The organism is Pseudomonas frigoris, assembly GCF_047758635.1.
In the GTDB taxonomy this organism is placed as follows: domain Bacteria; phylum Pseudomonadota; class Gammaproteobacteria; order Pseudomonadales; family Pseudomonadaceae; genus Aquipseudomonas; species Aquipseudomonas frigoris.
The window spans coordinates 3,469,282-3,491,227 of sequence record NZ_CP180479.1; the positions used below are offsets into that span (position 1 = coordinate 3,469,282).

The 21,946-nt window shown below is 58.3% G+C and carries 17 protein-coding genes; 2 read left to right on the plus strand and 15 right to left on the minus strand.

From position 1 onward, the window contains the following. Positions 1–72 precede the first annotated feature (72 nt). The 10 genes from ACMXYH_RS15885 to ACMXYH_RS15930 form a co-directional block, all read right to left on the minus strand. Positions 73–1,437 (minus strand): TolC family outer membrane protein, encoded by a 1,365-nt coding sequence (locus tag ACMXYH_RS15885; protein WP_129444211.1) that lies wholly within the window; start codon positions 1,435–1,437, stop codon positions 73–75. A gap of 2 nt (positions 1,438–1,439) precedes the next feature. Then, positions 1,440–2,774 carry an HlyD family type I secretion periplasmic adaptor subunit gene (locus ACMXYH_RS15890; protein WP_415764076.1) on the minus strand — a complete coding sequence of 445 codons (1,335 nt, stop codon included), beginning with the start codon at positions 2,772–2,774 and terminating at the stop codon, positions 1,440–1,442. Further along, the gene (locus ACMXYH_RS15895) at positions 2,771–4,546 is read right to left on the minus strand and encodes a type I secretion system permease/ATPase (protein WP_415764077.1); all 1,776 of its coding nucleotides are present in this window, start codon (positions 4,544–4,546) and stop codon (positions 2,771–2,773) included. The genes ACMXYH_RS15890 and ACMXYH_RS15895 overlap by 4 nt, the downstream gene beginning before the upstream one ends. Before the next feature lie 187 nt (positions 4,547–4,733). Further along, the gene (locus ACMXYH_RS15900; RefSeq protein WP_415764078.1) at positions 4,734–5,159 is read right to left on the minus strand and encodes an AprI/Inh family metalloprotease inhibitor; all 426 of its coding nucleotides are present in this window, start codon (positions 5,157–5,159) and stop codon (positions 4,734–4,736) included. A gap of 67 nt (positions 5,160–5,226) precedes the next feature. Continuing rightward, positions 5,227–6,684 carry a serralysin family metalloprotease gene (locus ACMXYH_RS15905; RefSeq protein ID WP_415764079.1) on the minus strand — a complete coding sequence of 486 codons (1,458 nt, stop codon included), beginning with the start codon at positions 6,682–6,684 and terminating at the stop codon, positions 5,227–5,229. A 477-nt stretch (positions 6,685–7,161) separates the two neighbouring features. Next, a complete protein-coding gene (locus tag ACMXYH_RS15910) occupies positions 7,162–7,620 on the minus strand; it encodes an REP-associated tyrosine transposase (RefSeq protein ID WP_415764080.1) in 459 nt (152 codons plus the stop codon). A 92-nt stretch (positions 7,621–7,712) separates the two neighbouring features. After that, complete coding sequence (locus ACMXYH_RS15915) at positions 7,713–8,798, minus strand: polyamine ABC transporter substrate-binding protein (protein ID WP_415764081.1); 1,086 nt, start codon at positions 8,796–8,798, stop codon at positions 7,713–7,715. Between the two features lie 60 nt (positions 8,799–8,858). Continuing rightward, positions 8,859–9,200, minus strand: coding sequence for a cupin domain-containing protein (locus tag ACMXYH_RS15920; protein WP_415764082.1), 342 nt, complete (start codon positions 9,198–9,200; stop codon positions 8,859–8,861). 43 nt (positions 9,201–9,243) lie between these two features. After that, a complete protein-coding gene (locus tag ACMXYH_RS15925; RefSeq protein WP_415764083.1) occupies positions 9,244–10,647 on the minus strand; it encodes an NAD(P)/FAD-dependent oxidoreductase in 1,404 nt (467 codons plus the stop codon). A gap of 50 nt (positions 10,648–10,697) precedes the next feature. Beyond that, a complete protein-coding gene (locus ACMXYH_RS15930; RefSeq protein WP_129444229.1) occupies positions 10,698–11,513 on the minus strand; it encodes a helix-turn-helix domain-containing protein in 816 nt (271 codons plus the stop codon). Between the two features lie 263 nt (positions 11,514–11,776). Between ACMXYH_RS15930 and ACMXYH_RS15935 the strand changes: the two genes are divergently transcribed. Continuing rightward, positions 11,777–12,049 carry a DUF1652 domain-containing protein gene (locus ACMXYH_RS15935; RefSeq protein ID WP_129444231.1) on the plus strand — a complete coding sequence of 91 codons (273 nt, stop codon included), beginning with the start codon at positions 11,777–11,779 and terminating at the stop codon, positions 12,047–12,049. Positions 12,050–12,115: 66 nt separating this feature from the next. Here ACMXYH_RS15935 and ACMXYH_RS15940 read toward each other — a convergent pair whose 3' ends face one another. Next, complete coding sequence (locus tag ACMXYH_RS15940; protein ID WP_415764084.1) at positions 12,116–14,590, minus strand: UvrD-helicase domain-containing protein; 2,475 nt, start codon at positions 14,588–14,590, stop codon at positions 12,116–12,118. A 274-nt stretch (positions 14,591–14,864) separates the two neighbouring features. On the opposite strand from ACMXYH_RS15940, the gene ACMXYH_RS15945 reads away from it, so the two are divergent. After that, complete coding sequence (locus ACMXYH_RS15945) at positions 14,865–15,560, plus strand: pirin family protein (protein ID WP_415764085.1); 696 nt, start codon at positions 14,865–14,867, stop codon at positions 15,558–15,560. Between the two features lie 61 nt (positions 15,561–15,621). Here ACMXYH_RS15945 and pgm read toward each other — a convergent pair whose 3' ends face one another. The 4 genes from pgm to ACMXYH_RS15965 form a co-directional block, all read right to left on the minus strand. Then, the gene (gene pgm / locus ACMXYH_RS15950) at positions 15,622–17,268 is read right to left on the minus strand and encodes a phosphoglucomutase (alpha-D-glucose-1,6-bisphosphate-dependent) (protein WP_415764086.1); all 1,647 of its coding nucleotides are present in this window, start codon (positions 17,266–17,268) and stop codon (positions 15,622–15,624) included. Positions 17,269–17,379: 111 nt separating this feature from the next. Beyond that, entirely contained in the window at positions 17,380–18,780 is a 1,401-nt protein-coding gene (locus ACMXYH_RS15955) for a PLP-dependent aminotransferase family protein (RefSeq protein ID WP_415764087.1), read from the minus strand. 67 nt (positions 18,781–18,847) lie between these two features. Next, the gene (locus ACMXYH_RS15960) at positions 18,848–20,338 is read right to left on the minus strand and encodes a hypothetical protein (protein WP_129444241.1); all 1,491 of its coding nucleotides are present in this window, start codon (positions 20,336–20,338) and stop codon (positions 18,848–18,850) included. A 578-nt stretch (positions 20,339–20,916) separates the two neighbouring features. Next, the gene (locus ACMXYH_RS15965; protein WP_056743735.1) at positions 20,917–21,939 is read right to left on the minus strand and encodes a zinc-dependent alcohol dehydrogenase family protein; all 1,023 of its coding nucleotides are present in this window, start codon (positions 21,937–21,939) and stop codon (positions 20,917–20,919) included. Between the last annotated feature and the right edge of the window lie 7 nt (positions 21,940–21,946).

Here is a 21,946-nt window from a genome sequence, read left to right on the forward strand (position 1 = left end):
AACGTTCTTGAAAGCGTTGAAGATCAAAAGATCGCAGCCTCGTTTCACTCGACAGCTCCTACAGGGGGGCATCTATTGGGTTCTCGGGCCTTGGCCGAACGCCTCGTCCACTTTGGCCAAATCCTGCTCATTCAATGTCCCGGCGTAGTAATGCAACTTGGTCCAGGCCATCAAGTAGTCGTAGCGTGCCTGTGCCAGATCGCGGCGGGTGGTAAATAGTTGTTGTTCGGCGTTCAGCGCATCGAGGTTGACGCGCTCACCGCCCAAGATGCTTTGCTTGGTCGAAACCACCAGCGCTTCGGCAGACTTCAGGGCTTTCTGATAAGCCCGCAACTTGTTCACGCCCGACAGGCAGGCGCTGAACTGGCGACGCAGTTCAATCAGGGTTTCCCGGGTCTTGCCGTCCAGTTCGTACTCGGCCTGCTCCATGGTGCGGCTGGCCTGACGGGTCGAAGCGGAAACCCCGCCGCCGGCGTACAGCGGCACGTTTACTTCGATGCCGATGGTGTTGGTGTCGTAACGCTGGTTGTAGGTGTTGCCGCTTTCCGACTCGTTCTGGCGCACCGAGGCGTAGGCACTGACTTTGGGCAGGTGCCCGGCGCGGTTGCGTTCGACTTCATAACGCGCGACTTCCACGGCATGACGCTGCGAAGCCAGATTCGGGTTGTTGGCCACGGCCATCTCGTGCCAGGTGTCGTAATTGGCCGGCTGCAGGGTGAACGTCTGGAAACTCTGATCCAGCGGCGCCAAATCCCCGATGTCGATCGCCGGCACGCCAATCAGCGCGCCCAGCTCTCGTAACGACGCGTCCTGCTCATCACGGGCTTCGATTTCCTCGGCCGTGGCCAGTTCATAGCGGGACTCGGCCTCAAGGATGTCGGTACGCGTGCCCTCGCCCTGTCGGAACATGTGTTCGTTCTGCTGGAACTGTTGCTCGAAAGCCTTTTTCTTGGCCTGCGCGATGTCGATCTGATCCTGAGCGAACAGCGCGTGGGTGTAATTCTCCAGCACCCGAACCAGCAATTCCTGGCTCTTGCCGCGAAAGGCTTCGTCGGCAAACAGCGATTGCGCCACGCCTTTGCGGTACGACGCGTAAGCCTCGTAGTCGAGCAGCGGTTGTTGCAGGGTCAGGGTCGAGCCGTAACTGCTGTAGTTGCGGTCATCGGTCCGGTTCTGCCCGCGCTCATTGAGGGCGGTGGCCTTGGAGGAGTTGCGCCCCTTGTTGTAGTTGTAACCGATCCTGGGCAACAGCCCGGCGCGGCCGATGGCGCGGTTTTCAAGGCCTGCATCGCGTTCCTTGATGGCGCCGAGAAACACCGGATCATTGCGCAATGCTTGTTCGTAGATGTCGAACGGTCCCATCGCCAGCACACTGTTGCAGGTCAGCAACGCCAGGGTCGCGGCGAGCATGGAAAGCTTATTCATACAGCGGAACATCCTTATTCCTCAGTCAACGCGGAACCTGCCCGGTCGAGCAGCGGCTTGAACAAATAGTTGAGGAGTGAACGTTCACCAGTGCGCACGAACATTTCCGCCGGCATGCCAGGCTTGATCACCAGACCGTTGAGTTTTTCCATGGCCTGATCGCTGACGCTGCTGCGCAGCACGTAATACGGCGCACCGGTTTTCTCGTCGATCATCTGGTCGGCGGAGATCAGGCTGACTTCGCCGGGCACGCGCGGCGTGCGGCTCTGGTTGAATGCAGTGAACAAGATGTCCACCGGCAAGTGCGTGCCGACCTTGTCGACCAGGTTGACCGGCAGGTGCCCTTCCACCTCCAGACTCGTCCCCTGAGGCACGATCTCCAGCAGGGTTTCGCCCTGACGCACCACCGCGCCCACGGTGTGAACCCCGAGGTTGACCGCAATGCCGTCGGCCGTGGCGATGATCTCGCTGTGTTGCAGATCAAACCCGGCGGAGGTCAGTTGCTCTTCCAGCGTCACGCTTTTCAATTGCGCATCGGCCAGTTGGGTGCGGACCTCTTTCTGGTATTCCTCGATGTGCTGTTGCAGTTTCAGCCGCGATTCGAGGATGCCCTGCTCCACCCGGCCGCTGTCGCCGGTGTTTTCTGCCAATTGTTGTTGAACCTGCGACAGCTGACGCTGGTACTCCATCAACCGATTGCGCGGGATGTAGCCGTTATCCGCCAGGGGCTGAAGGTTGCTCAGCTGTTGTTGCAGAGAGCTGGCCTGGGCAGTCAAATCCGTGCGGGCGCGGCGCATGCCAGCCAGTTGTGCGCTGGCGCCTTCGATGCTGGCGCGCAAGGCAGCCTGTTCGCGGGAAAACGCTTCACGGCGGCTGCTGAACAACTGCCGTTGACCTTCCAGCACCAAGGCCAGACGCGGGTCAGGATTGTTGCTCAGTTCAGCGGGGAAACTCACCTGTTTGAGGTTGTCCCGTTCACTCTGCCACCGCGCCAGACTGGCCCAGGCCATGCGGTATTGCGCTTGCAGCGATTGCACGTCAGCGGCGACTTGCGTCTGGTCGAGCTGGAACAATGGCTGGCCCTGCTTCACCACTTGGCCCTCGCGCACCAGAATCTGGCTGACCACGCCACTGCTCATCGATTGCACGGCTTTGCGCTTGCCCGACACCACGACCGTGCCTTGCACGGGAATGCCTTGGTCAAGCGGCGCGAGACTGGCCCAGGTGAAGAAAGTGCCGGCGCCGACGATCGCCAGAATCCAGCCCATGCGGGCGAAGAAACGCGCGTCGCGCTCAGGACGATCTGCGATGTAGTCGTGTTCCATGGTGGCTTCGCTGATGTTGCTCATACGCCCGAATTCCTTGACGAGGGCTGATACTGCCGGCTCATGCTGAGCCCGCCCGGTGCTTGCGCAGCTTTTTCACGTTGTTGTTCCTGGGCGCCAGAGAGTGCCTTGAGCACGTCCTGGCATGCACCGAAGGCTTGCAAGCGTCCTTCGTTGAGCACCAGCAACTTGTCGGCCTGGGCCAGTGCCGAGGAGCGATGGGTCACCAGAATCACGCTGGTGCCTTGGGCTTTCATTTGCGCAATGGCGCTGGCCAATGCTGCTTCGCCCACGGTGTCGAGGTTGGAATTCGGTTCATCCAGCACCACCAGACGCGGGTTGCCATACAGGGCGCGGGCCAGTGCCACACGCTGCTTCTGCCCCCCGGACAAGCCGCTGCCGTCCTCGCCGAGCACGGTGTCGTAGCCTTGCGGCATGCGCAGAATCAGTTCGTGAACGCCGGCCTGCTGCGCGGCTGCAACGACTTTTTGCGGGTCCGCCTCGCTGAACCGGGCGATGTTTTCGGCGATGCTGCCGCTGAACAGCTCGATGTCCTGTGGCAGATAACCGATGTAGGGGCCAAGATCGTCGCGGTTCCAGCGATGAATGTCCGCGCCGTCGAGCCGCACCGTACCGCCCAGCGTCGGCCAGACGCCAACGAGCACCCGGGCCAATGTCGATTTGCCAGAACCGGAGGCGCCGAGTACGCCCAGCACTTCCCCGGCACCGAGGCTGAAATTGACCAGGTGCAGCGTGGCTGCCCGTTGCCCCGGCGGTGCGGCGCTGACCTGCTCGAACGCGATCTGGCCTTTCGGCGCCGGCAGCGCCATGGCCTCGTCACTCGGCGGAAAGGCTTGCAGCAACGAATCAAGCCGACGGTAAGCGAGCTTGGCGCCGCTCCACTGTTTCCACACGGCGATCAACTGATCAATGGGGCTCAGGACCCGACCCATCAGAATGGAACCGGCGATCATCATCCCGGCCGTCATATCACCCTTGATCACCAGCAAGGCGCCAAGGCCCAGCACCAGAGATTGCAGGCACAAACGCAAGGTTTTGCTCAGGGAACTGATGACGGCGCCGGTGTCGCTGGCCTGGTTCTGCAAGCCGAGGAAACGTGAATGGACCTGGAACCAACGTGTACGCAACGCCCCGAGCATGCCCATGGCCTGAATGGTTTCGGCGTTGTGCAGGTGACTGGTGGCCAGTTGGCTGGATTTCTGGGAAAACCCCGCGGCTTCGCCCAGGGGCTTTTTGGTCATTGTCTCGTTGAGGCAAGCAAGGCCGATCAACAGCACCGTGCCCACCGTCGCAAACACGCCGAGCCAGACATTGAACAGGTAGATCACGAACAGATAGACCGGAAACCACGGCGCATCGAAGAAGGCAAACAGCGCAGGACCAGTGACGAATTGGCGAATTTGCGTCAGGTCCCCCAAGGCTTGCCCGGCGTTACCTTCGCCCTTGAAAAGATTGCGTTCGAATGCGGCCTGATAGACCCGCAGGTTGAAGCGGCGCTCCAGTTGGCTGCCGATGCGGATCACGATGAAGCTACGCACGATCTCCAGCAAACCGATGAAGGCAAAGAACCCGACCACCATCAACGACAGCATCGCCAGGGTGGTTTCATTTTGCGAAGACAGCACGCGGTCGTAGACCTGAAGCATGTAAATCGACGGGACCAGCATCAGCACGTTAATTAACGCGGTAAAACAACCGACGCTGATCAGGATCCTCTTGTATTCGCCCAGCGCTTTGAATAAGGGTGCGGTGGCCGGGCTCTTTGCCATCTTCATGGGTTATTCCTGAGGTGTTATTCCTCGCCCTATCTGGCGAAGTTTCCGTTAACTGTCCGCGCAGGGGCGGATATAGGCTCTGCGGGAGCGTTTACAAACTAATAACAACTTTTCGTGGGCGACAGAGCGCTTCGATTAGTTGTGCTGTGCTTATCCCGGTAATGACCAGCGTTATATTCGAAGCGTGTTATTGCACCTGGCGCACAAGTGTTATGACCAGATCGGATTTCAATGTGGCTTTATACGATCCGTCGCGTTGGCGGCTGAGAAATAGAATCTTCGAGCCTTCTTTGCCGGTGATCGCCAGGCCATCCGGCTCAGGGAACCAGCCAATCGCAGATTCGCCGTCCAGCCAGGCGCTGAGACAATCGGCGCCCTCACCCAGCGTCTGTTTCGGTTGAAAGTCGATGACGCAGGCGTTGGACGGTTTGTCCTGCAACGCCTGGGACTCTGGCGAGTCATCTTTGGCGCTCAGGGTCGCCTGCCATTTGCCGGCCAGTTCCGAGGGGTCTGCTAATTTCAGGCTGCTCGCCATGGCTAAATCTCCAAAAAACATCATGAACGTCGCCAATAGCCACGCGGTTGCTCTGTAAGTGAAGCCGTTATCGATCATAAGGCGCTTTACTCCGATCAAGGTGCAGAGAGCAGCGCGTCTGCGCCGCCCTCCTTTTCACCTCACATTACGCAGCGATGTCGGAGTAAGCCGCCTGACCCACGGTGCTGACCAGGAAATCAGCCACGCCATGCCCGGAGAAGTCCACCGACAACAGGCTGTTGCCACCCGAAGAGGTCAACACCGCATCGCCTGCCGCACCGGTGAACGAGTTCACGAAATGCAGGCCTGCGCCGTTGGTGATACCGGTCAGGTCGATCTTGTCCAGGCCGCTGACAAAATCGAGGATCTGGTCGACAGCACCGGGTTTGGAATCGCTGCTGGCCGCGAACACGAAGGTATCCGAACCGGCGCCACCCCACAGTTTGTCCGCACCGCCCGCGCCGAAGAGGATGTCGTTGCCGGCACCGCCCTTCAGTTCGTTGGACACGCTGTTGCCGATCAGCAGGTCGTTACCCGAACCGCCGATAGCGTTCTCGACGCTGACGCCCTTGGCGATGGACACGTTACCCACCAGGCCGCCAACGTCGGAGAACGAGGCCTCATTGAGGTTGATTTTTTGGTTCTGGGTGAAACCGGAGAAGTCCAGGGTGTCCTTGCCGCCCGCATCCCATACCGAAAACACAACCTTGTCCGACGACGAAGTCGCGCTCAGGAAGTCGCGCCCGGCGTTGGAGTTGAAGCCGTAAGTGGTGTCACCGGTACGGGTGGTGGTGTTGGCGCCGTAGAGCTTTTGGATGGCCGCGATATCGTCCATCAGCGGACCGGACGAATAGGCTTCGACGCCGCCCTTGCTGAAGTTCTGGCTGGTATTGCTTTCACTCCAGTAGCTCATGACGCTGTAACCGCGGGTGTCTTGCCCGTAGGAAGCGTCGTTGTAGGTGGGAGCGCCCTCGCCGGCGTTGTAGTCGCCAGGATGGGCAAGGCCCAGGGTGTGACCGATTTCGTGGGTCAGGGTCTGCCGGCCGTAATTGTTCAAATCCGGCGTTTTGTTTGGCGTGTAGCTGCTGTTGGTCAGGTACCAGGAAGTACCGTCATAACCCGCGCCAGTGCCAGGCAGATAGGCGAAGGCCGCTGCACCATCCTGACCGCCGCTGTAGTTGCCGAAGGTCATGTGACCGTCACCGCCCGTGGCCTTGTCGGTGAACGTGACATTGGCCACATCGGCCCAGGATTGCATGGCAAGCACAGCCTGGCCTTTCTGCTGAGCGCTGAACTGGCTGAACCCGGTAATCCCGTGCTTGTTCATGGTGCTCGACGACGCCGAGGTCAGGAACGTGTAGGTGAGTTCGATTTTGCCGCTGCCGTCCTTGTCTTGGTAGGCAGCGCCATCGCGCAGCAACTGGGTAGCTGCCTGGTCGACGGAGAAGGAGGGTTTGCCATTGACCGTAAGGTTACCGCCCCGATCATACTGATGGCTGAAGCTATTGATCTGGTTGAACGCAGAACTGGATGCAGCCAATGCTTGCAGTGGCTGGAACGCCTGTTCGGCGGTATCAATAGCGTTGTCTTTTACTTTCGACATAAACACACTTCCTTGTTTAGCTATGGAACAGTTTTTTGTCAGACAGCGACAATCTCTGGCGAGATCGTCCTATCACTCGCCCAATGAAGGCGAAAGAAAACTGACACAATTTGAAATCAAACGTCCACTACTTTTTTGACGTCAAATTGAGTTGTTCCTGCAAGTACCCGAAAACAATGCCTGCGCTGTCGAAATATTGTTTGTTAGATGACGGTTTGCGCAAATTGTCTGACAATTTGTTATTTAATTATTAAATAAAGGTAAGTTGTTTTTTGTCGATGGGGTCTCACTTTGTGTGAGTTATTAATATGAGTGCCAGCGCATTGATATCAGTTGGAGATTTGTTGGGTTTTAGATTTTGGCGACTGCTGCGCCGCCGGACGCAGGCTGCGCCAGCTGCTACAAGGATTGCGGTGTACGCGAAACCTGTAGCAGCTGCCGAAGGCTGCGTTCGGCTGCGCAGCAGTCGTCAGATACTCACAACCAACACGCATCCCACAGCGGATAATCATGAACGCGTGTCACCAGTCCTGCTCGTATTGGGTTGGCCACGACATACCGGGCAAGCGCCTTCACATCTTCCTCCCGCCGAACCGCACGATCGTGATACCCCTTCTGCCACAACCTCCCTCGCCGCCCTAACGCCTGATTAACCGCCAAACCGCTCCGGGATTTGATTCGGCACATCAGCTCCGCCAGCGTCTTGTCATGCAGCTGCACCAGGCAATGCATATGGTCTGGCATGACAACCCACGTCAAAAAATCCGCCCAACCCTCCTCCTGCGCCTGACGCAACTCCTGAACGACCAACCTCCCCAGTCGCCAATCAACAAAAAACGGCTGCCGTTGGTCAGCGACAGCCGTTAGCAGATAAATACGTCCGGACTCAGAGAAGCGACCAACGCGTAGCTGACCCGCATTTGTATAAACAGGCATTCCATTGCCTCCTGATCCATCGAAAGGAGGCCAGGAATCTACAGCGTGTCAGTCAACCCGATGAGCACCCAATGACTACAAGATATGAACTCTTAACTCCCGGTCCGAATCTTGTTCCACACCCGCGTACGAACCCGGTCAATGTTCAGCGGCATCGCCTCCAGCGCGAACAATTTCCCCATCATCTCCGGGCTCGGGTAGACCTTGGTGTCATTCTTGATCGCCGGGTCGATCAAACTGTCGGCCTGTTCGTTACCGTTGGCGTAATGCACGTAGTTGCTGATGCTGGCCATGACGTCCGGACGCAGCAGGTAGTTCATGAAGGCGTAGCCGGCTTTTTCATCCGGGGCGTCTACGGGCATGGCAACCATGTCGAACCAGATGGCGGCGCCTTCCTTGGGAATCGAATAGCCGATGTCGACGCCGTTCTTGGCTTCTTTCGCACGGTTTTCGGCCTGCAGAATGTCACCGGAGAAGCCGACGGCCACGCAGATGTCACCGTTGGCCAGGTCGCTGGTGTACTTGGACGAGTGGAAATAGCTGACATACGGGCGGACTTTCATCAGCAGCGCTTCAGCCTTTTTATAGTCTTCCGGGTTCTTGCTGTGATGCGGCAGGCCCAGGTAGTTCAGTGCCGCCGGCAACAGTTCGGGGCCGTTGTCGAGGATGGCCACGCCGCACTTCTGCAGCTTTTGCATGTTTTCGGGTTTGAAAATCAGGTCCCAGGAGTCCACTGGCGCGTTATCACCCAACACGGCCTTGACCTTGGCGATGTTGTAACCGATGCCGGTGCTGCCCCAGAGGTACGGGAAGCCGTGTTCGTTGCCCGGATCGTTGCTCTGCAAGGCCTTGAGCAACGCCGGGTTGAGGTTTTTCCAGTTCGGCAGTTGGCTCTTGTCGAGTTTCTTCAGCGCCACGCCTTGAATCTGCCGCGCCATGAAATGGTTGGACGGGAAGACCACATCGTAGCCGGATTTGCCGGTCATCAATTTGCCGTCGAGGGTTTCATTGCTGTCGAAGACGTCGTAGCTGAACGCAATGCCGGTTTCTTTCTGGAAGTTTTTGGTGGTGTCCGGGGCGATGTATTCCGACCAGTTGTAGATCTTGACGGTCTCGCCCGCGTGGCCGAGAGTCGCGAAGAGCGCAAGTGGAGCCAGAGTCAGTGTCTTTCGGATCATGAGTCGATTCCTGTTTGGTTTGTCTTCTTTTTATTGGAGAGCTGGCAGGCAATCAGAGGATCAAAAAATCAAAACGTAGGTCTTGCGCACGGTTTCCTGGACATCCCAGATACCAAGGCTGTTGGCTGGCAACATCAGTGCATCGCCGGCTTCTATGTGCAGGGTTTCACCGTCATCCGGGGTAAACGTGCAGCGTCCCTGGATGAAGTGACAGAACTCCTGGGCGACGATCTGCCGCCGCCAGCGGCCGGGCGTGCATTCCCAGACGCCGGTTTCGACGCCATCGTCGCGTTCAACGCTGGTGGTCGAGGCCACTGCCACGGGCATGCCCAGTGGTACGGCGACCGGATTCGACTCTTTCAGCTTCAGGGTTGCGGTGTTCTTGAATTGCGTGATGCTCATGGGAGTACCTGTCGATTGAGCCTATAGATGAAGAGCGCGCCGTTTACTGCATGAATCCTTCCATGAAGCCGGCAATACCGGTGGCCAGTTTGCGACGCCATGGTGCGGTGGCCGGGTTGGCCAGGGTCTGGTCTTCATGGGCGAAGCTGCGGATGATCGCGTTGTAACCAAGCCAGCGGCAGGGCTCCGGCTCCCAGGCCCTGAGCGCGTCGAGCCCTCCCTGGATGACCCACGGCTGGCGAACCAGCTCGGTATCGCGCTGCAGAATCAGATCGGCCAGGGTCCGGCCGCCCAGGTTGCTGGCACCGACGCCCTCCCCGCCATAGCCGCCAGCCAAGGCGATGCCGCTGGCCTGATCGCACAGCATGTGCGGCTTGAAACGCCGGGACATCCCCAGATTGCCGCCCCAGGCATGGGTAATCCGCACGTTCTTGAGCTGCGGGAAGAGTTCGCCAAACAGATAACGCCGCAGCTCCACTTCGCTGGTGCTCAGGTCGAAGTCGTGGCGTAACTTGCCAGCGAACTGATAACCGCCCCGGGCACCGAACACCAACCGGTTATCAGCCGTGCGCTGACCGTAAGTGACTTGGCGACTGCTTTCGCTGAAGGCCTGGCCGCGACTCAGGCCGATTTCATCCCACGTGGCAGCGGATAGCGGCTCGGTGGCCACTATCAAGCTCTGCACCGGCAGCTGATAACGCCCCAACGGTGGCAAGGTGACCGAGTAACCTTCGACCACCGGCACGATCCAACGGCTGCGAACCGAGGCTTTCGCCGTACGCAGGCCACCCGATTGCCATTGGGTGACCGGGCTGTTCTCGTAAATCCTGACGCCCATTTTCTCCACCACCCGAGCCAGACCTCGCACCAACTTTGCCGGGTGAATGGTCGCGACGTGCGGTGCATAGATACCGCCATAAGGTTTGGCGACTCTGATCTGTTGCGCCAACTGCTCGGGGCTGAGCCAGCGGTAATCGCTTTCGGTCAATCCTTGGCTGTAGAGCGTGTCGAGATAATGCCGAAGGCTGGCTTCCTGCTCCGGATAGCGTGCTGCGCAATACAGCGCCCCGCCTTTGCGGTAATCGCAGGCGATGTCTTCACGTTCGAGGACAATCCCGACTTCATCCGGAATGCCGTGCAGCAAATCGAAAGAAGCCCGGCGCTGTTCGGGCGGCAAGTCGGCGAGCAGGCGGTCTTCGCCCAGCACATTGCCCATCAGCCAGCCGCCGTTACGCCCCGAGGCGCCAAAACCGGCGGTTTGCGCTTCAACGATGGCAATGCTCAGGTCGGGCGCCTGGCGTTTGAGGTAGTACGCGGTCCAGAGCCCGGTGTACCCCGCGCCAATGATGGCGACGTCGACGTCCAGATCCTGTTCCAGCGCTGGACGCGCCAACAATGGCTCGTCGAGTTGATCCATCCACAAACTGATAGTGCGCCACGCCGACATGCAAGACTCCGCCACTCAAACTTCGATGGCGTCGATCCTAGTGCGTGGACTTAGAGGCTGTCTTGCGCGCGTGCACGCAAAGAAATTTGTTTTACGTAGGCCTTGGGCGACTGGCCGGTGTGCTGACGGAAGCAGCTATAAAACGCCGACAGCGAATTGAACCCGGCGGCAAACGCCAGTTCGTCGATACGCAGTGGCGGCGTGGCGTTATCCAGCGCCGCGAGCAAATGCTGCAGGCGCGCCTGGTTGACGTATCGATAGAAGCTCTGGCCAAGCACCTGATTCAGCAGGTAGGAAATCTGATTGCGGCTATACCCGCACTCCTTCGCCACCCGTTGCAGGTCGAGTTCGGCATCGAGGTAAGGTTGTTGGCGCTGAAAATACTGCTGCAAATCTTCAGCCATGAAACTCAGCTGGCGTGCAGACAGCCCGAGTCGACTAACCGCCGGGCGTTGGCTGCTGGCGGCTTTGCTGACGGGCTGTTCATGGACCAGCGAGGCGTATTCGTTGACCTGCCAGATCAGTCCGTCACGTACGGTAATCGCCTCGCTGGCCCGGAACGACACCAGGCCTTCACCGCCGCGAAGGGTTATACGGTACTGAATGAACGCCGTGTTGCCGTCCAGACGAATACGGTCCGAGTGCTCCAGGGCTTCATCGGGATCGCGGGGCATGCTGCTGCGCACGTATTCACGTAATTCCGACAGCCCCATCACACGGTTCTGGAAGAAATCGCTGTACTGAATCTCTGGGTGATAGAGCGCCATCACTCCGCCCAGGTCCCGGTGTTTCCAGCGCAAGTGATAACGCATCACCGTGTCGCCCGTGGCCTGGGTTTGCAGCGGACCATCATCATCAGCGTGCATATAGGACTCGGCGAGAAAAAGCCGAGCTTGCCGAAATTCCGTCTCGGCTTCAATGACCAACCAGTGGTGGCCAACTGCCGAACACCGACCGTTCCCGTGACCTGCATCAAAAAAACTGAACCAATCGCTAAACGGCCTGAAAAATCCACATCGTTTTCACAATTGGCTGCTACTTTTAAAGGCAGTCATCGGTTGAGCCATTGAAGGCTCTTCCCTCCTAACATGAGCTAAAGGAAGCGCTCGATGAATGAGGCGGGCTACATATGAATAAAGGGTTCAGTAAAGTCACCTTTCCAAACGCCTGCCAGCTGATGCGCTGGCATTTTCATCCCATGGGTTTCGAGGCGAGCATGGATGCGCCGGGCAGTATGATTGCCCGTCTATTTGACCGTGCCAGTGGCGAGACCATGATCGCCATCGCCGGCATTCCTTGCGCGACGGTAATGAATGCTGCGGATGTAGAACGAATAATCGAAGCGGTGGAAGACGAGCTTGAGGCTTTCATTCCACCCACCGCCCTCAGGAGCTACGCCTGAAGGCTGAACACTCAACAACAAGCCCACGTTAAGTGGGCTTTTTTGTGTGCGACGATATCTTAAGGTTCACGCCGATGTCTTGCCCAGTCGGTGATCGGCAAAGAACACTTTGCCTTTGCCGATCCGATCGGAAGCTTTAGGCAGGTTGGCTGCCTGGGTGTCTTGCCCATCGACATACCAATAGCAATGACTCACCGCCCGAGTGATGCCGACGTAAGCCAGTCGCAGGATCTCGTCTTTCTGTGCGCTGTCGTACGCTTCGCTGTCGCCTGTCTTGCCAAGACCCGCCATGCGATAGACCTGGTTCTTGTACGGCGAACTGGTCAGGTGCTGGCAATCACCCAACAGGAACACGGCGTCAGCCTGAAGTCCCTTGGCGCTGTGATACGTCAGCTGCTTCAGCCGTCGTGCTTCGTACGGCAAGCTAGAATCTACATTAACTACAGACTGAATATGTTCTTCTATCAATGACTTATCGCTACTTTTTCGATAAAGCATCAAGATCGAATCGCCCTTTCTGTAGTGCTCCATCAGGCGTTTGGCCATGCCTTGATCGTCACGATCGAGAACGTTAACCGGCAGCAATGCCTTCGGCTCGCCACTGGCCTTGGCCTTCTTGCCAGCGATCGCCGGCGCCGCACGAACGATGTGTTCGGCGGCATCGATGATGTGCTGATGGCTGCGGTAGTTGTCGCTGAGCATGACCTTGGTCGTGCTCGGCGAAGGGAATTCCTTGTTGAATTCCATGAAATACGTCGGCGAACTGCCCCGCCAGCCATAGATGGACTGCCAGTCATCGCCGACACAGAGCAACGACGAACGTTGTGCGCCGCGCCCCACGTGCATGGCCGGGCCGCGACTGCGGATTTCCGTGAGGCTCGCGCGAATCCAGGAAACGATCTGCGGCGATACGTCCTGAAATTCGTCGATCATCAAGTGCGACATCGGCCTGAGCAGCTCATCGGTCAGCAGCTTCAGGTTTTCCGGCGAATGTTCGCTGAACAAGGCGAACATCCGGTTGTAGGTCATCACCGGTGGTTTCTGATCAAGCAGATGATCTTCCAGCGCTCGCCAGTACAGGCTCAAGGCCTCGAAGAAAAACCGGTCGGGGTCGTCCTTGGCAAAACTCATCTGGCCCACGGCATTGGGTACATCCAGGCCGAGGTTCTCGATAAATCCGGCGGCAGCGACAAAACAGTCCAGTAACGGCGCAGAGCTGAGTTCGCCCTTGACCTTGTAATCGAAGCCCGGCCCGGCACTGGCATCGCCTCCAAGGGACGCCAATACTCGCTTTGATGACTCGTAACTATCCAGCCATATCAATGGCTTACGACAGAAAGCTTGAAACAGGGTGCGCTTGACCGCCCATTCCGCCCGCACGCTCAATTTGGCATTGGGGCGGCTGACCTGCGGGTTTTCCCGAGGATCGAACCCCAGCACCACCCAAGCGTCCAGGCTAGGAATATAGCCATGACAATGAAATGTCGAGCCGTTGATATCGAACGTCTGGCGCTTCGGCTCGATGCCTTTGATTGGCCAGGCGCTCGCACGAAACCACAAATCTTCGATAGCGTCGCAGAGCTCCTCGTCGCGTTTGGCGGCCAGTTCGGTCACAGCCATGCGCTTTTGCACGTCCGGGTGATCGCGTTCCAGCTCCTTGAGTTGCAGCGCGTGACGGGACAAGGGCTTGATCAATTCGCGAAAGCGCTCATTGCGAGTGTGCAGGCTGTGATAGCAAGCGTTGAGTTGCTGGCGCTGGGCGTCGTTGATGCGCAGGTCGAAAGGATTACTATCGACCTCCTCATCGCCGTTTTGCGGACGGTGACTGAGGTTTTCGAAGGCTTGCAGCCGCTCGAACCCCGGCAAGCTTCGAACCATCGGCAGGATTCGCGAATGGAAGGTGCGCACCAGATCACGCGCCTCTTTGAAACTGAGCGACCGATCCCAGAGTGCAAACAGCTCGATCAGTTTGTTGATGAAGTCTTTGCGCGATTCACGGGTAAAGGTCACCACCGTCATCGAACTCAGCTCGAACCCCAGATAATGGGTCAGCAGCAAAATTCGCAACACCAACGTGGTCGACTTGCCCGCACCCGCGCCGGCAATCACCGAGGTCGAGGGCGTGTCGCTGAAGATCATTTTCCACTGCGCGGCGCTGGGCTGGGCATGCGGTGGCAGCAAGCGAGCGACATCCGTCTTCATACGCTTCTTCAACTCGGCGCTCAACGGCAGACGCCAATCGTCGAACAGATTCTCGTCAACGTTGGGCGGCCGGTGTTCGGTCGAGCGTGAGTCGCGGATCAGCAATACCTGCCGGCCTTCTTCCAACCCTTCAAGTTTGCCTTCCTTATAGCCGTAATCCACCCCGGCACTGTGCCCACTGCGAAAGCCGTCAGCCTGGCCGTGCAGCCAGGATGCCCGGTGTTGTGCGCGCAGACGCGTCAGGCCGTGACCAAAGAACCGGGCGGCCAGACGCTTGAGCAGCGGCATCTCGGTCAGGGGACGAAGTTCAGGAGGAAGATCGGGAGTGTGTTGCGGCACGCGGGCTGACTCCAGGGTCTGTTGAGGGCTATGGTGTCTGCATTTGCCGTTCAGTTCTAGTGAAATGCTTACAGGTCATTGGCTTATGCGATGAAGTGAAGGTTGGGTGAGAATCTTTCGAGGTTGTTTGATATCAAATTATTCGATTGTATTGAGGCATTTTTTACGCTTTTTATCGATCAGTGCCTGATAGATGATGCTCGCCATCAACCACCGGTTCGCGTTTCGTGGCTCAGGCGCTCTGCCCCATGACGAACCTTTTCAGGAGACGATCATGCTTGAACTCAGACCCTTCAAATCCCTGGGCGGCGCCCACCATGGCTGGTTGGATGCCCATCACCACTTTTCGTTCGCCGAATACCATGACCCAAAACGCATGAACTGGGGCAACCTGCGGGTGTGGAACGACGACGTGATTGCCTCTGGCACCGGTTTCCCGAAACATCCGCACCGGGACATGGAAATCATTACTTATGTCCGTGAAGGCGCAATCACTCACGAAGATAACCTGGGCAACAAGGGGCGTACCGAAGCGGGCGACGTTCAGGTCATGAGCGCCGGTACCGGGATCGCCCACAGTGAATACAACCTGGAAGCGACAGAGACCAAGATCTTCCAGATCTGGATTATCCCGAACGAAACCGGTTTGGCACCGTCCTGGGGCGCCAAGCCCTTCCCCAAAGGCCAGCGCGAAGGTTTCTTGACACTGGCAAGCGGCAAGGCCGGCGACGATCAAAGCCTGCGGATTCGAGCCGATGCCCGATTAGTGGCCGCGAACCTGAAGGCCGGTGAATCCGCCGAATATCGCCTGGACAATGGCCGTCGCGCCTATCTGGTACCGGCTACTGGCGTCATTGAAGTCAATGGCTTGCGTGCACAAGCTCGAGACGGTATTGCGGTTGCCGATGAGCAAGTGTTGCGGGTGACCGCCATCGAAGACAGTGAAATCGTCCTGGTGGACCTCGCTTGATCGGGTAAACGCGGACAAAAAAAGGGGCGACCGTCATGGCCGCCCCTTTTTACATTCTGGATTACTTCGCAGAGATCGCGCCGTCCACCAGTGTTTGCGCTTCTGCCACCAATTGCTTGAGGTGGTCGTCACTGACGAAGCTTTCAGCGTAAATCTTGTAGATGTCTTCAGTGCCCGACGGACGCGCCGCGAACCAGCCGTTCTCGGTCATGACTTTCAGACCACCGATCGCTTGGTCGTTACCCGGTGCATGGCTGAGGATGCTCTGGATCGCTTCGCCCGCCAGTTGGGTCGAAGTGACCTGATCCGGCGACAATTTGCTCAGCAGTGCCTTCTGCTCAGGATTGGCCTTGGCATCGACGCGCACCGAAAACGGCTCGCCCAGCTCATCGGTCAAGGCGCGATAGGCCTGACTTGGGTCGCGGCTAGTGCGGGCGGTCATTTCTGCGGCCAGCAGTGCCGGGATCAAGCCGTCCTTGTCGGTGCACCAGACGCTGCCATCCTTGCGCAGGAACGAAGCACCGGCGCTTTCTTCGCCGCCAAAGCCCAGAGAGCCGTCGAACAGGCCGTCAGCAAACCACTTGAAGCCGACCGGCACTTCGTACAGGCGACGACCCAGACGTTTTGCCACGCGATCGATCAAGCCGCTGCTGACCACGGTTTTACCCACGGCCGCATCGGCGCGCCATTGCGGGCGGTTCTGGAACAGGTAATCGATCGATACGGCGAGGTAGTTGTTCGGCGCGAGCAAACCACCGGACGGGGTCACGATGCCATGGCGATCGTGGTCCGGGTCGCACGCGAATGCTACGTCGAAACGCTCTTTCAGACCGATAAGGCCCTGCATGGCGTGAGTGGACGATGGGTCCATGCGGATCTGACCATCCCAGTCGACGGTCATGAAGCGGAAGGTCGGATCGACCTGTTTGTTGACCACTTCCAGATCCAGACGGTAATGTTCGGCAATCGCCGACCAGTAGCGCACCCCTGCTCCGCCCAGCGGATCGACACCCAGACGCAGCTTGGCATCACGGATGACATCGAAGTCGATCACGTTGATCAGGTCGGCGACGTAGGTATTGAGGTAATCGTGACGATGGGTCGTGCTGGCCTTCAGCGCCTGCTCGTAGCTGATGCGTTTGACGCCGGCGAGCTTGTTGCTCAGCAGTTCGTTGGCCTTGGCTTCGATCCACTTGGTGATGTGGGTATCGGCCGGGCCACCGTTGGTAGGGTTGTATTTGTAGCCACCGCTTTGTGGCGGGTTGTGGGACGGCGTGATGACAATGCCGTCCGCCAGGCCCGATGTGCGTCCGCGGTTATAGCAGAGAATGGCGTGGGAAATGGCCGGTGTCGGGGTGTATTCGTCACCTTCGGCGATCATCACTGTCACACCGTTGGCGGCCAGCACTTCAAGGGCGCTGGCGCCGGCCGGGGTGGACAGCGCATGGGTGTCGATGCCGACGAACAGCGGGCCATCGATACCTTGGGCTTCGCGGTACAGACAGATCGCCTGGCTGATCGCCAGAACATGCCATTCGTTGAAACTCAAGTCGAACGAGCTGCCTCGGTGCCCGGACGTGCCAAAAGCTACGCGCTGGGTCGAAATGGCGGCATCGGGCTGGCCGGTGTAATAGGCCGTTACCAGTCGCGGGATGTCGACCAACAGTTCTACCGGTGCCGGTTTGCCCGCAAAAGGACTGAGTGTCATGCAAAACCTCTGAAGTCGAGTGGTTCAGGAATAGGAACGCAGTTTACTGGCAGTTTGACCGCAACGCGATGGGATCGATCCATGAGTGTCACGCAGGGTGTGTGGCCCCGTTCAATCGATCGATTCCATACGCAAGGCGTCCCCTAACAAGCCCACTGCCGCGGCAAGGTCGTGATCACCACCGAAGGTGTGACTCAGGCGCAAGTGTTGCGCATGCAAGCCCTGGAGACTGAACAGCTCTCCCGGCGCGATCACCACCTGGTGCTTGAGCAGGCGCTGAAACACGCGACGTACATCGACCTGGCGCAGCGAACGAACCCAGATGGTTGCACCGCCCTGGGGTTCGACAAAGTGCAAGGCATCTCCCAGACGCTCCTGCAACAGCTGAGTCATCTGCACCTTGCGGTCCTTGAGCATCCGCCGTAATACCTGAAGGTGCTGATCGACACGTCCGTTGCCGTACAAGCGAGCGATGGCTTTCTGGCGAATCGGTGACAAGCGGAACGAACGCAGCAGAAAGTACCGTTGCAGTTCAGCACTGAAATGCCGCGACAGCAGATAGCCGTATGGCGCCTCCGGTCCGATGATTTTCTCGAAGGTGGAAAACACGATTAGCCGATCGGGGTCCAGCAAGTCGCGAAACCGCTGGCCGTCCGGTTCGAATCCGAGTTCGCCGTAGCAGTCGTTTTCCAACACCCAACTGCCATGTCGCTCCAGCAAGTGCGCGACGACTTGTCGGTTGTCGTCGGGTGCCAGGCTGCCTCGCGGCATGTTCAGCCCGGATGAAACCATCACCAGCCGCACCGGCTCGGTCTCCAGCAACTCCTTGAGCCATTCGACGTCCAGGCCACCGCTGGATTGCACCGCCAGCTCGATCACTCGCACCTGCGCAGCCTGCAGCAACCGCAGAATCGCCCAGTCGCAGGGCGACTCGACCAACACCGTGGCGTCCTTGAGATTCAACACAGCGATCAGTATTTCCAGCACGCCACGCAGGTCGGCGCCAATATAGACATCGTCGGCGTGCCAGCAGCGCAGCGGCGAGGTGGTGTAGCGCGCTGCCAAGGCAATGCGCAACTCCAGCTCGCCGCAAGGTTGCGATGTCGGTTGCGGCTGACGCGGATACTGGCGCAGCAGTTCTCGCTCCAGCAGTAACAACGGACTGTCGAGGGGTTGCAACAACGCCGGTTCATCGGCGCTCAAGACCAGCATTCCTGGACGTCTGGCGTTGACATAAACGGTTTCGAGCAGGTCGTTGCCACTGCTGAGCATGCTGATGGAGGACACCGGTAACGCGTAATAGCCAGACTTGGCCACCGAATAAACGCGCCCTTCCTTCTCCAGCAGCGAATAAGCGTACTGAATGGTCGAGATCGACACGCTCAGACGCTCCGCCAACTGTCGCAACGAAGGCAGACGGACTCGCGTGTCACTGACCGGTTCGTTGATCAGGTTAGTCAGATATCGGTACACCGCCTGATACGCGAAGTCAGTTTCTCGTGGCCCTTTCATGGGCAAGGGCCGAATGCCATGTGAACGTCATCACGCATCGTCGAGAAGTCCGTCAAACCAGACACTTTCAGCGCCCCGCTGACCATTCATCCGCCACAGCCGTGTCGTCGTCATAGTCGGCTGCTTCGGCTTGCAAACCCGCGCCGCCGAGTTCCGGGGCGCCTGCCCTACCCTCATCCGCAAACACCGGGCCCATGCGGTAAAGCTTGCCGATCAAGCTGACAGGCAATCCGCTGACGTCAATCATCCATTGCAGAACCTGCTCCGGCACCGGATTGCCCTGCATTGCCCGGTGCAAATCAGGCATCGCCACGAGCATGCCGGGGTGACACTGGCGCAGAAAACGCTCAAGCGCCGCGCCATTCTCGACGAAAGGTGAAAAGAGCAGGCACACCAGTTGAGCCTCGCTCAGGCCAAGGTTTTTTTGAGCCTCGGCCGCTGCCAGCACACGCTGCTCGGCCAACGCTGCCGGATTGCCGAACGCCTCTACCGCTTGCTCACACAACCGTTCCGCCAGTTGTTTGCGCCGCATCATCACCAATGCCCGTTGCAGGTATTCGGCGACACCCGTCTCGTAGCCGCGGTCGTGCACGAAGCACGACTGCAAACCCCGCATGTGTGCAGAGATAGAAAGGCTGACGTACTCGTTGTCGCTGAGCTGGGCCGCCAGTTCGTCAGGTTGAAAACCGAGAAACTCTGTGAGCAGCGGCCAACGCTCTTCCAGGTTGCTGACCAGCATGTCGTGAATGTCGATGTACGTGGCGCGACGACAGGCCTCAAATCGTTCGGCCGGACGCCACGCAACCTGCTCATGCTCAGCATAAAAAGCGCGGTAGCAGTCGCTGCCCAGTTCATCGAGCAGCGCGAAAAGCGCCTCATAGCCGGTTTCGTGGTGATTCGAGGTCTTGAGCCCGGCCTTGGCGGCAGCACGTTTCAACCCGTCGAGAAACTGCTTCTGCTGACGAGGTGAATCGCTACTGATCAATGCATCGACACCGCTGTCCCAACGAGCTATTTGCCCATAGAACTCGCCGGTGGCCAGATACCCGTCGTCCCACAGATCAAGCGGCCCGTTCCAGGCGCGACGATGGCCCACCATCAAAAGATTGAGCCGATTCGACTCACGGCCGCCTTCGGAAACCGGCGTCAGGTGGTTGAACGGCAGGACTTCCCGGTTATCGACCATCAACACTTCGACCCGAGGATCGTCGTAGAGGAACAAGGCGCTGTAGCTGCGATGGATGTTTTCCAGGGCCGTCGGGCTTACGTCGTTCAAGCGCAAGGATGCCACTCGCAACTGGAATGTCGCAGGTGCCCGGCCGGCGATACTCAGTTGTGCAGCGCGCAGCAGCGCCAGGGTGTAACAACTGTCACGGGACCCGGACTGAATCGCCAAGACTTTGTAATCGCCAATACGCTCCATGCCCCCGGCGGCCACCACCAGTCGCTGAATCATCAGCTGCAATGCCGTGCGTTCGGCGCGCGAAAAGAAACTCAGCAATCGCTGCAGCACTTGCTGATAGACATAGTTCATCGCTTGGACATGGATATTGGTCATCTTTATTTACCTGATGCTTTTAAGTTCGATATCGCACCAACAACGACACGCATTGCGCAATGGGTTGCTTGCCACGATTGAAGTACTGGACGTTATTGCCAAATGCTAGCACTTAAGCTTTTAGTAATTATTTGAAATAACTGGAGGTCTCCCCTGCTCCGTCCAGAGGCAGGTGGCCGCCAGGCCCTGTAGAGCCGGCCTCTTGCGGTTGCGAGCGACATCCTAGGAAATGTCCGACAGCGTCCCACAGACAATTAGCACAAGAAATAGAGAAAGAAGTCACCCATGTTTTTTTGGCAACTGCGCAACGACGAACTATTGGTCGGATATGTATTAACAGTGTGTATTGAAAAGTATCAACCTGATACCCAGCCATGACTCATTCCTTGAGATGAAAGTGATCATTCAATTATCAAGGCTTATATGATGATTAGAAGATACAGATTGAGAGCAAAAACCAGTTCAGTTGCTGAACTGACCCATTGACGGGGCAATGGGACGTCTCATTTTGGCAGGTGCTGAAAACAGAAGAGTCCGTGGGGGCACGGACTCTTGCAGAGGGGGCTTACATGAAGGGCTTATGCAGGCTCGACCTGGAGGGCGACCCGTTCGCGGCATGGGCATTCGTCCATGTAGCGGTGTGCTTCGACAAACTCGGCAAACGGGAAGACCCGAGTCTTGAGCGGCAGCAGCACGCGGTCGGCAGTCATCTGGTTGATGTCGCGCAAGGCGCGTTGCAGTGCGACCTGGTCCTGGATGATGCCCAGTTCAGGCTTGCCGGTGAAGTTGCCGATGCAGTGCACAAAGAACTGGATGTTCTTCTGGAACGCTGCGCAGGCCGGGAATGGCGTCTGGTTGCCACCTTGCAGGCCGTACAGCACCAGGCTGCCGCGAGGTGCAAGCACATCGCCAAGCAACGACATCTGTGGACCGCCGAGACCGTCGAACACAACGTCCACGCCGCGGTTGTCGGTGATCTTGTTGATCTGCATCAGCAGATCCTGTTCTTCGGTGACGATGACTTTCTCGGCACCCAGGGACAGCAGATTCTCACGCTCTTCCGCCGTCTTGGTCGCCGCAATGACCCGGATACCCAGAGCCTTGCCCAGTTGTACAAAGGACGGACCGGCACAGTGACTGGCGTCGGTCACCAAGGCGAATTGCCCGGGTTTGACCCGTGCCAGATCGACATAAGCGAAGTAAGCGATCAGCAGCGGCGTGTAATGCACGCTGGCTTCGATCGGGCTGAGCACGTCCGGGTAACGGGTAAGTGCCGAGCGCGGCAGAACGATCTGCTCGCCGTAGACCGGATAATCGTTGGGGCTTTCAGCCGGGAAGCTGGCGACCTTGTCGCCGACTGCCAGATCATCGACGCCTTCGCCGACCGCCGTCACGACACCGGACATTTCATGGCCAAGGCCTGAAGGCAGTCGAGCGTGGGAAGAGGCCAGGTTCTGGCGCCAGAGAATGTCGTACCAGCTGATGCCAATCGCCTCGACGCGCACCTGCACTTCGCCCGGCGCAGGGAGAGCGGCCGCATGCTCTTCGCATTTGAGCACCTCGGCTGGACCAAACTTGTGAAAACGGATCGTGCGGGACATCACAAAC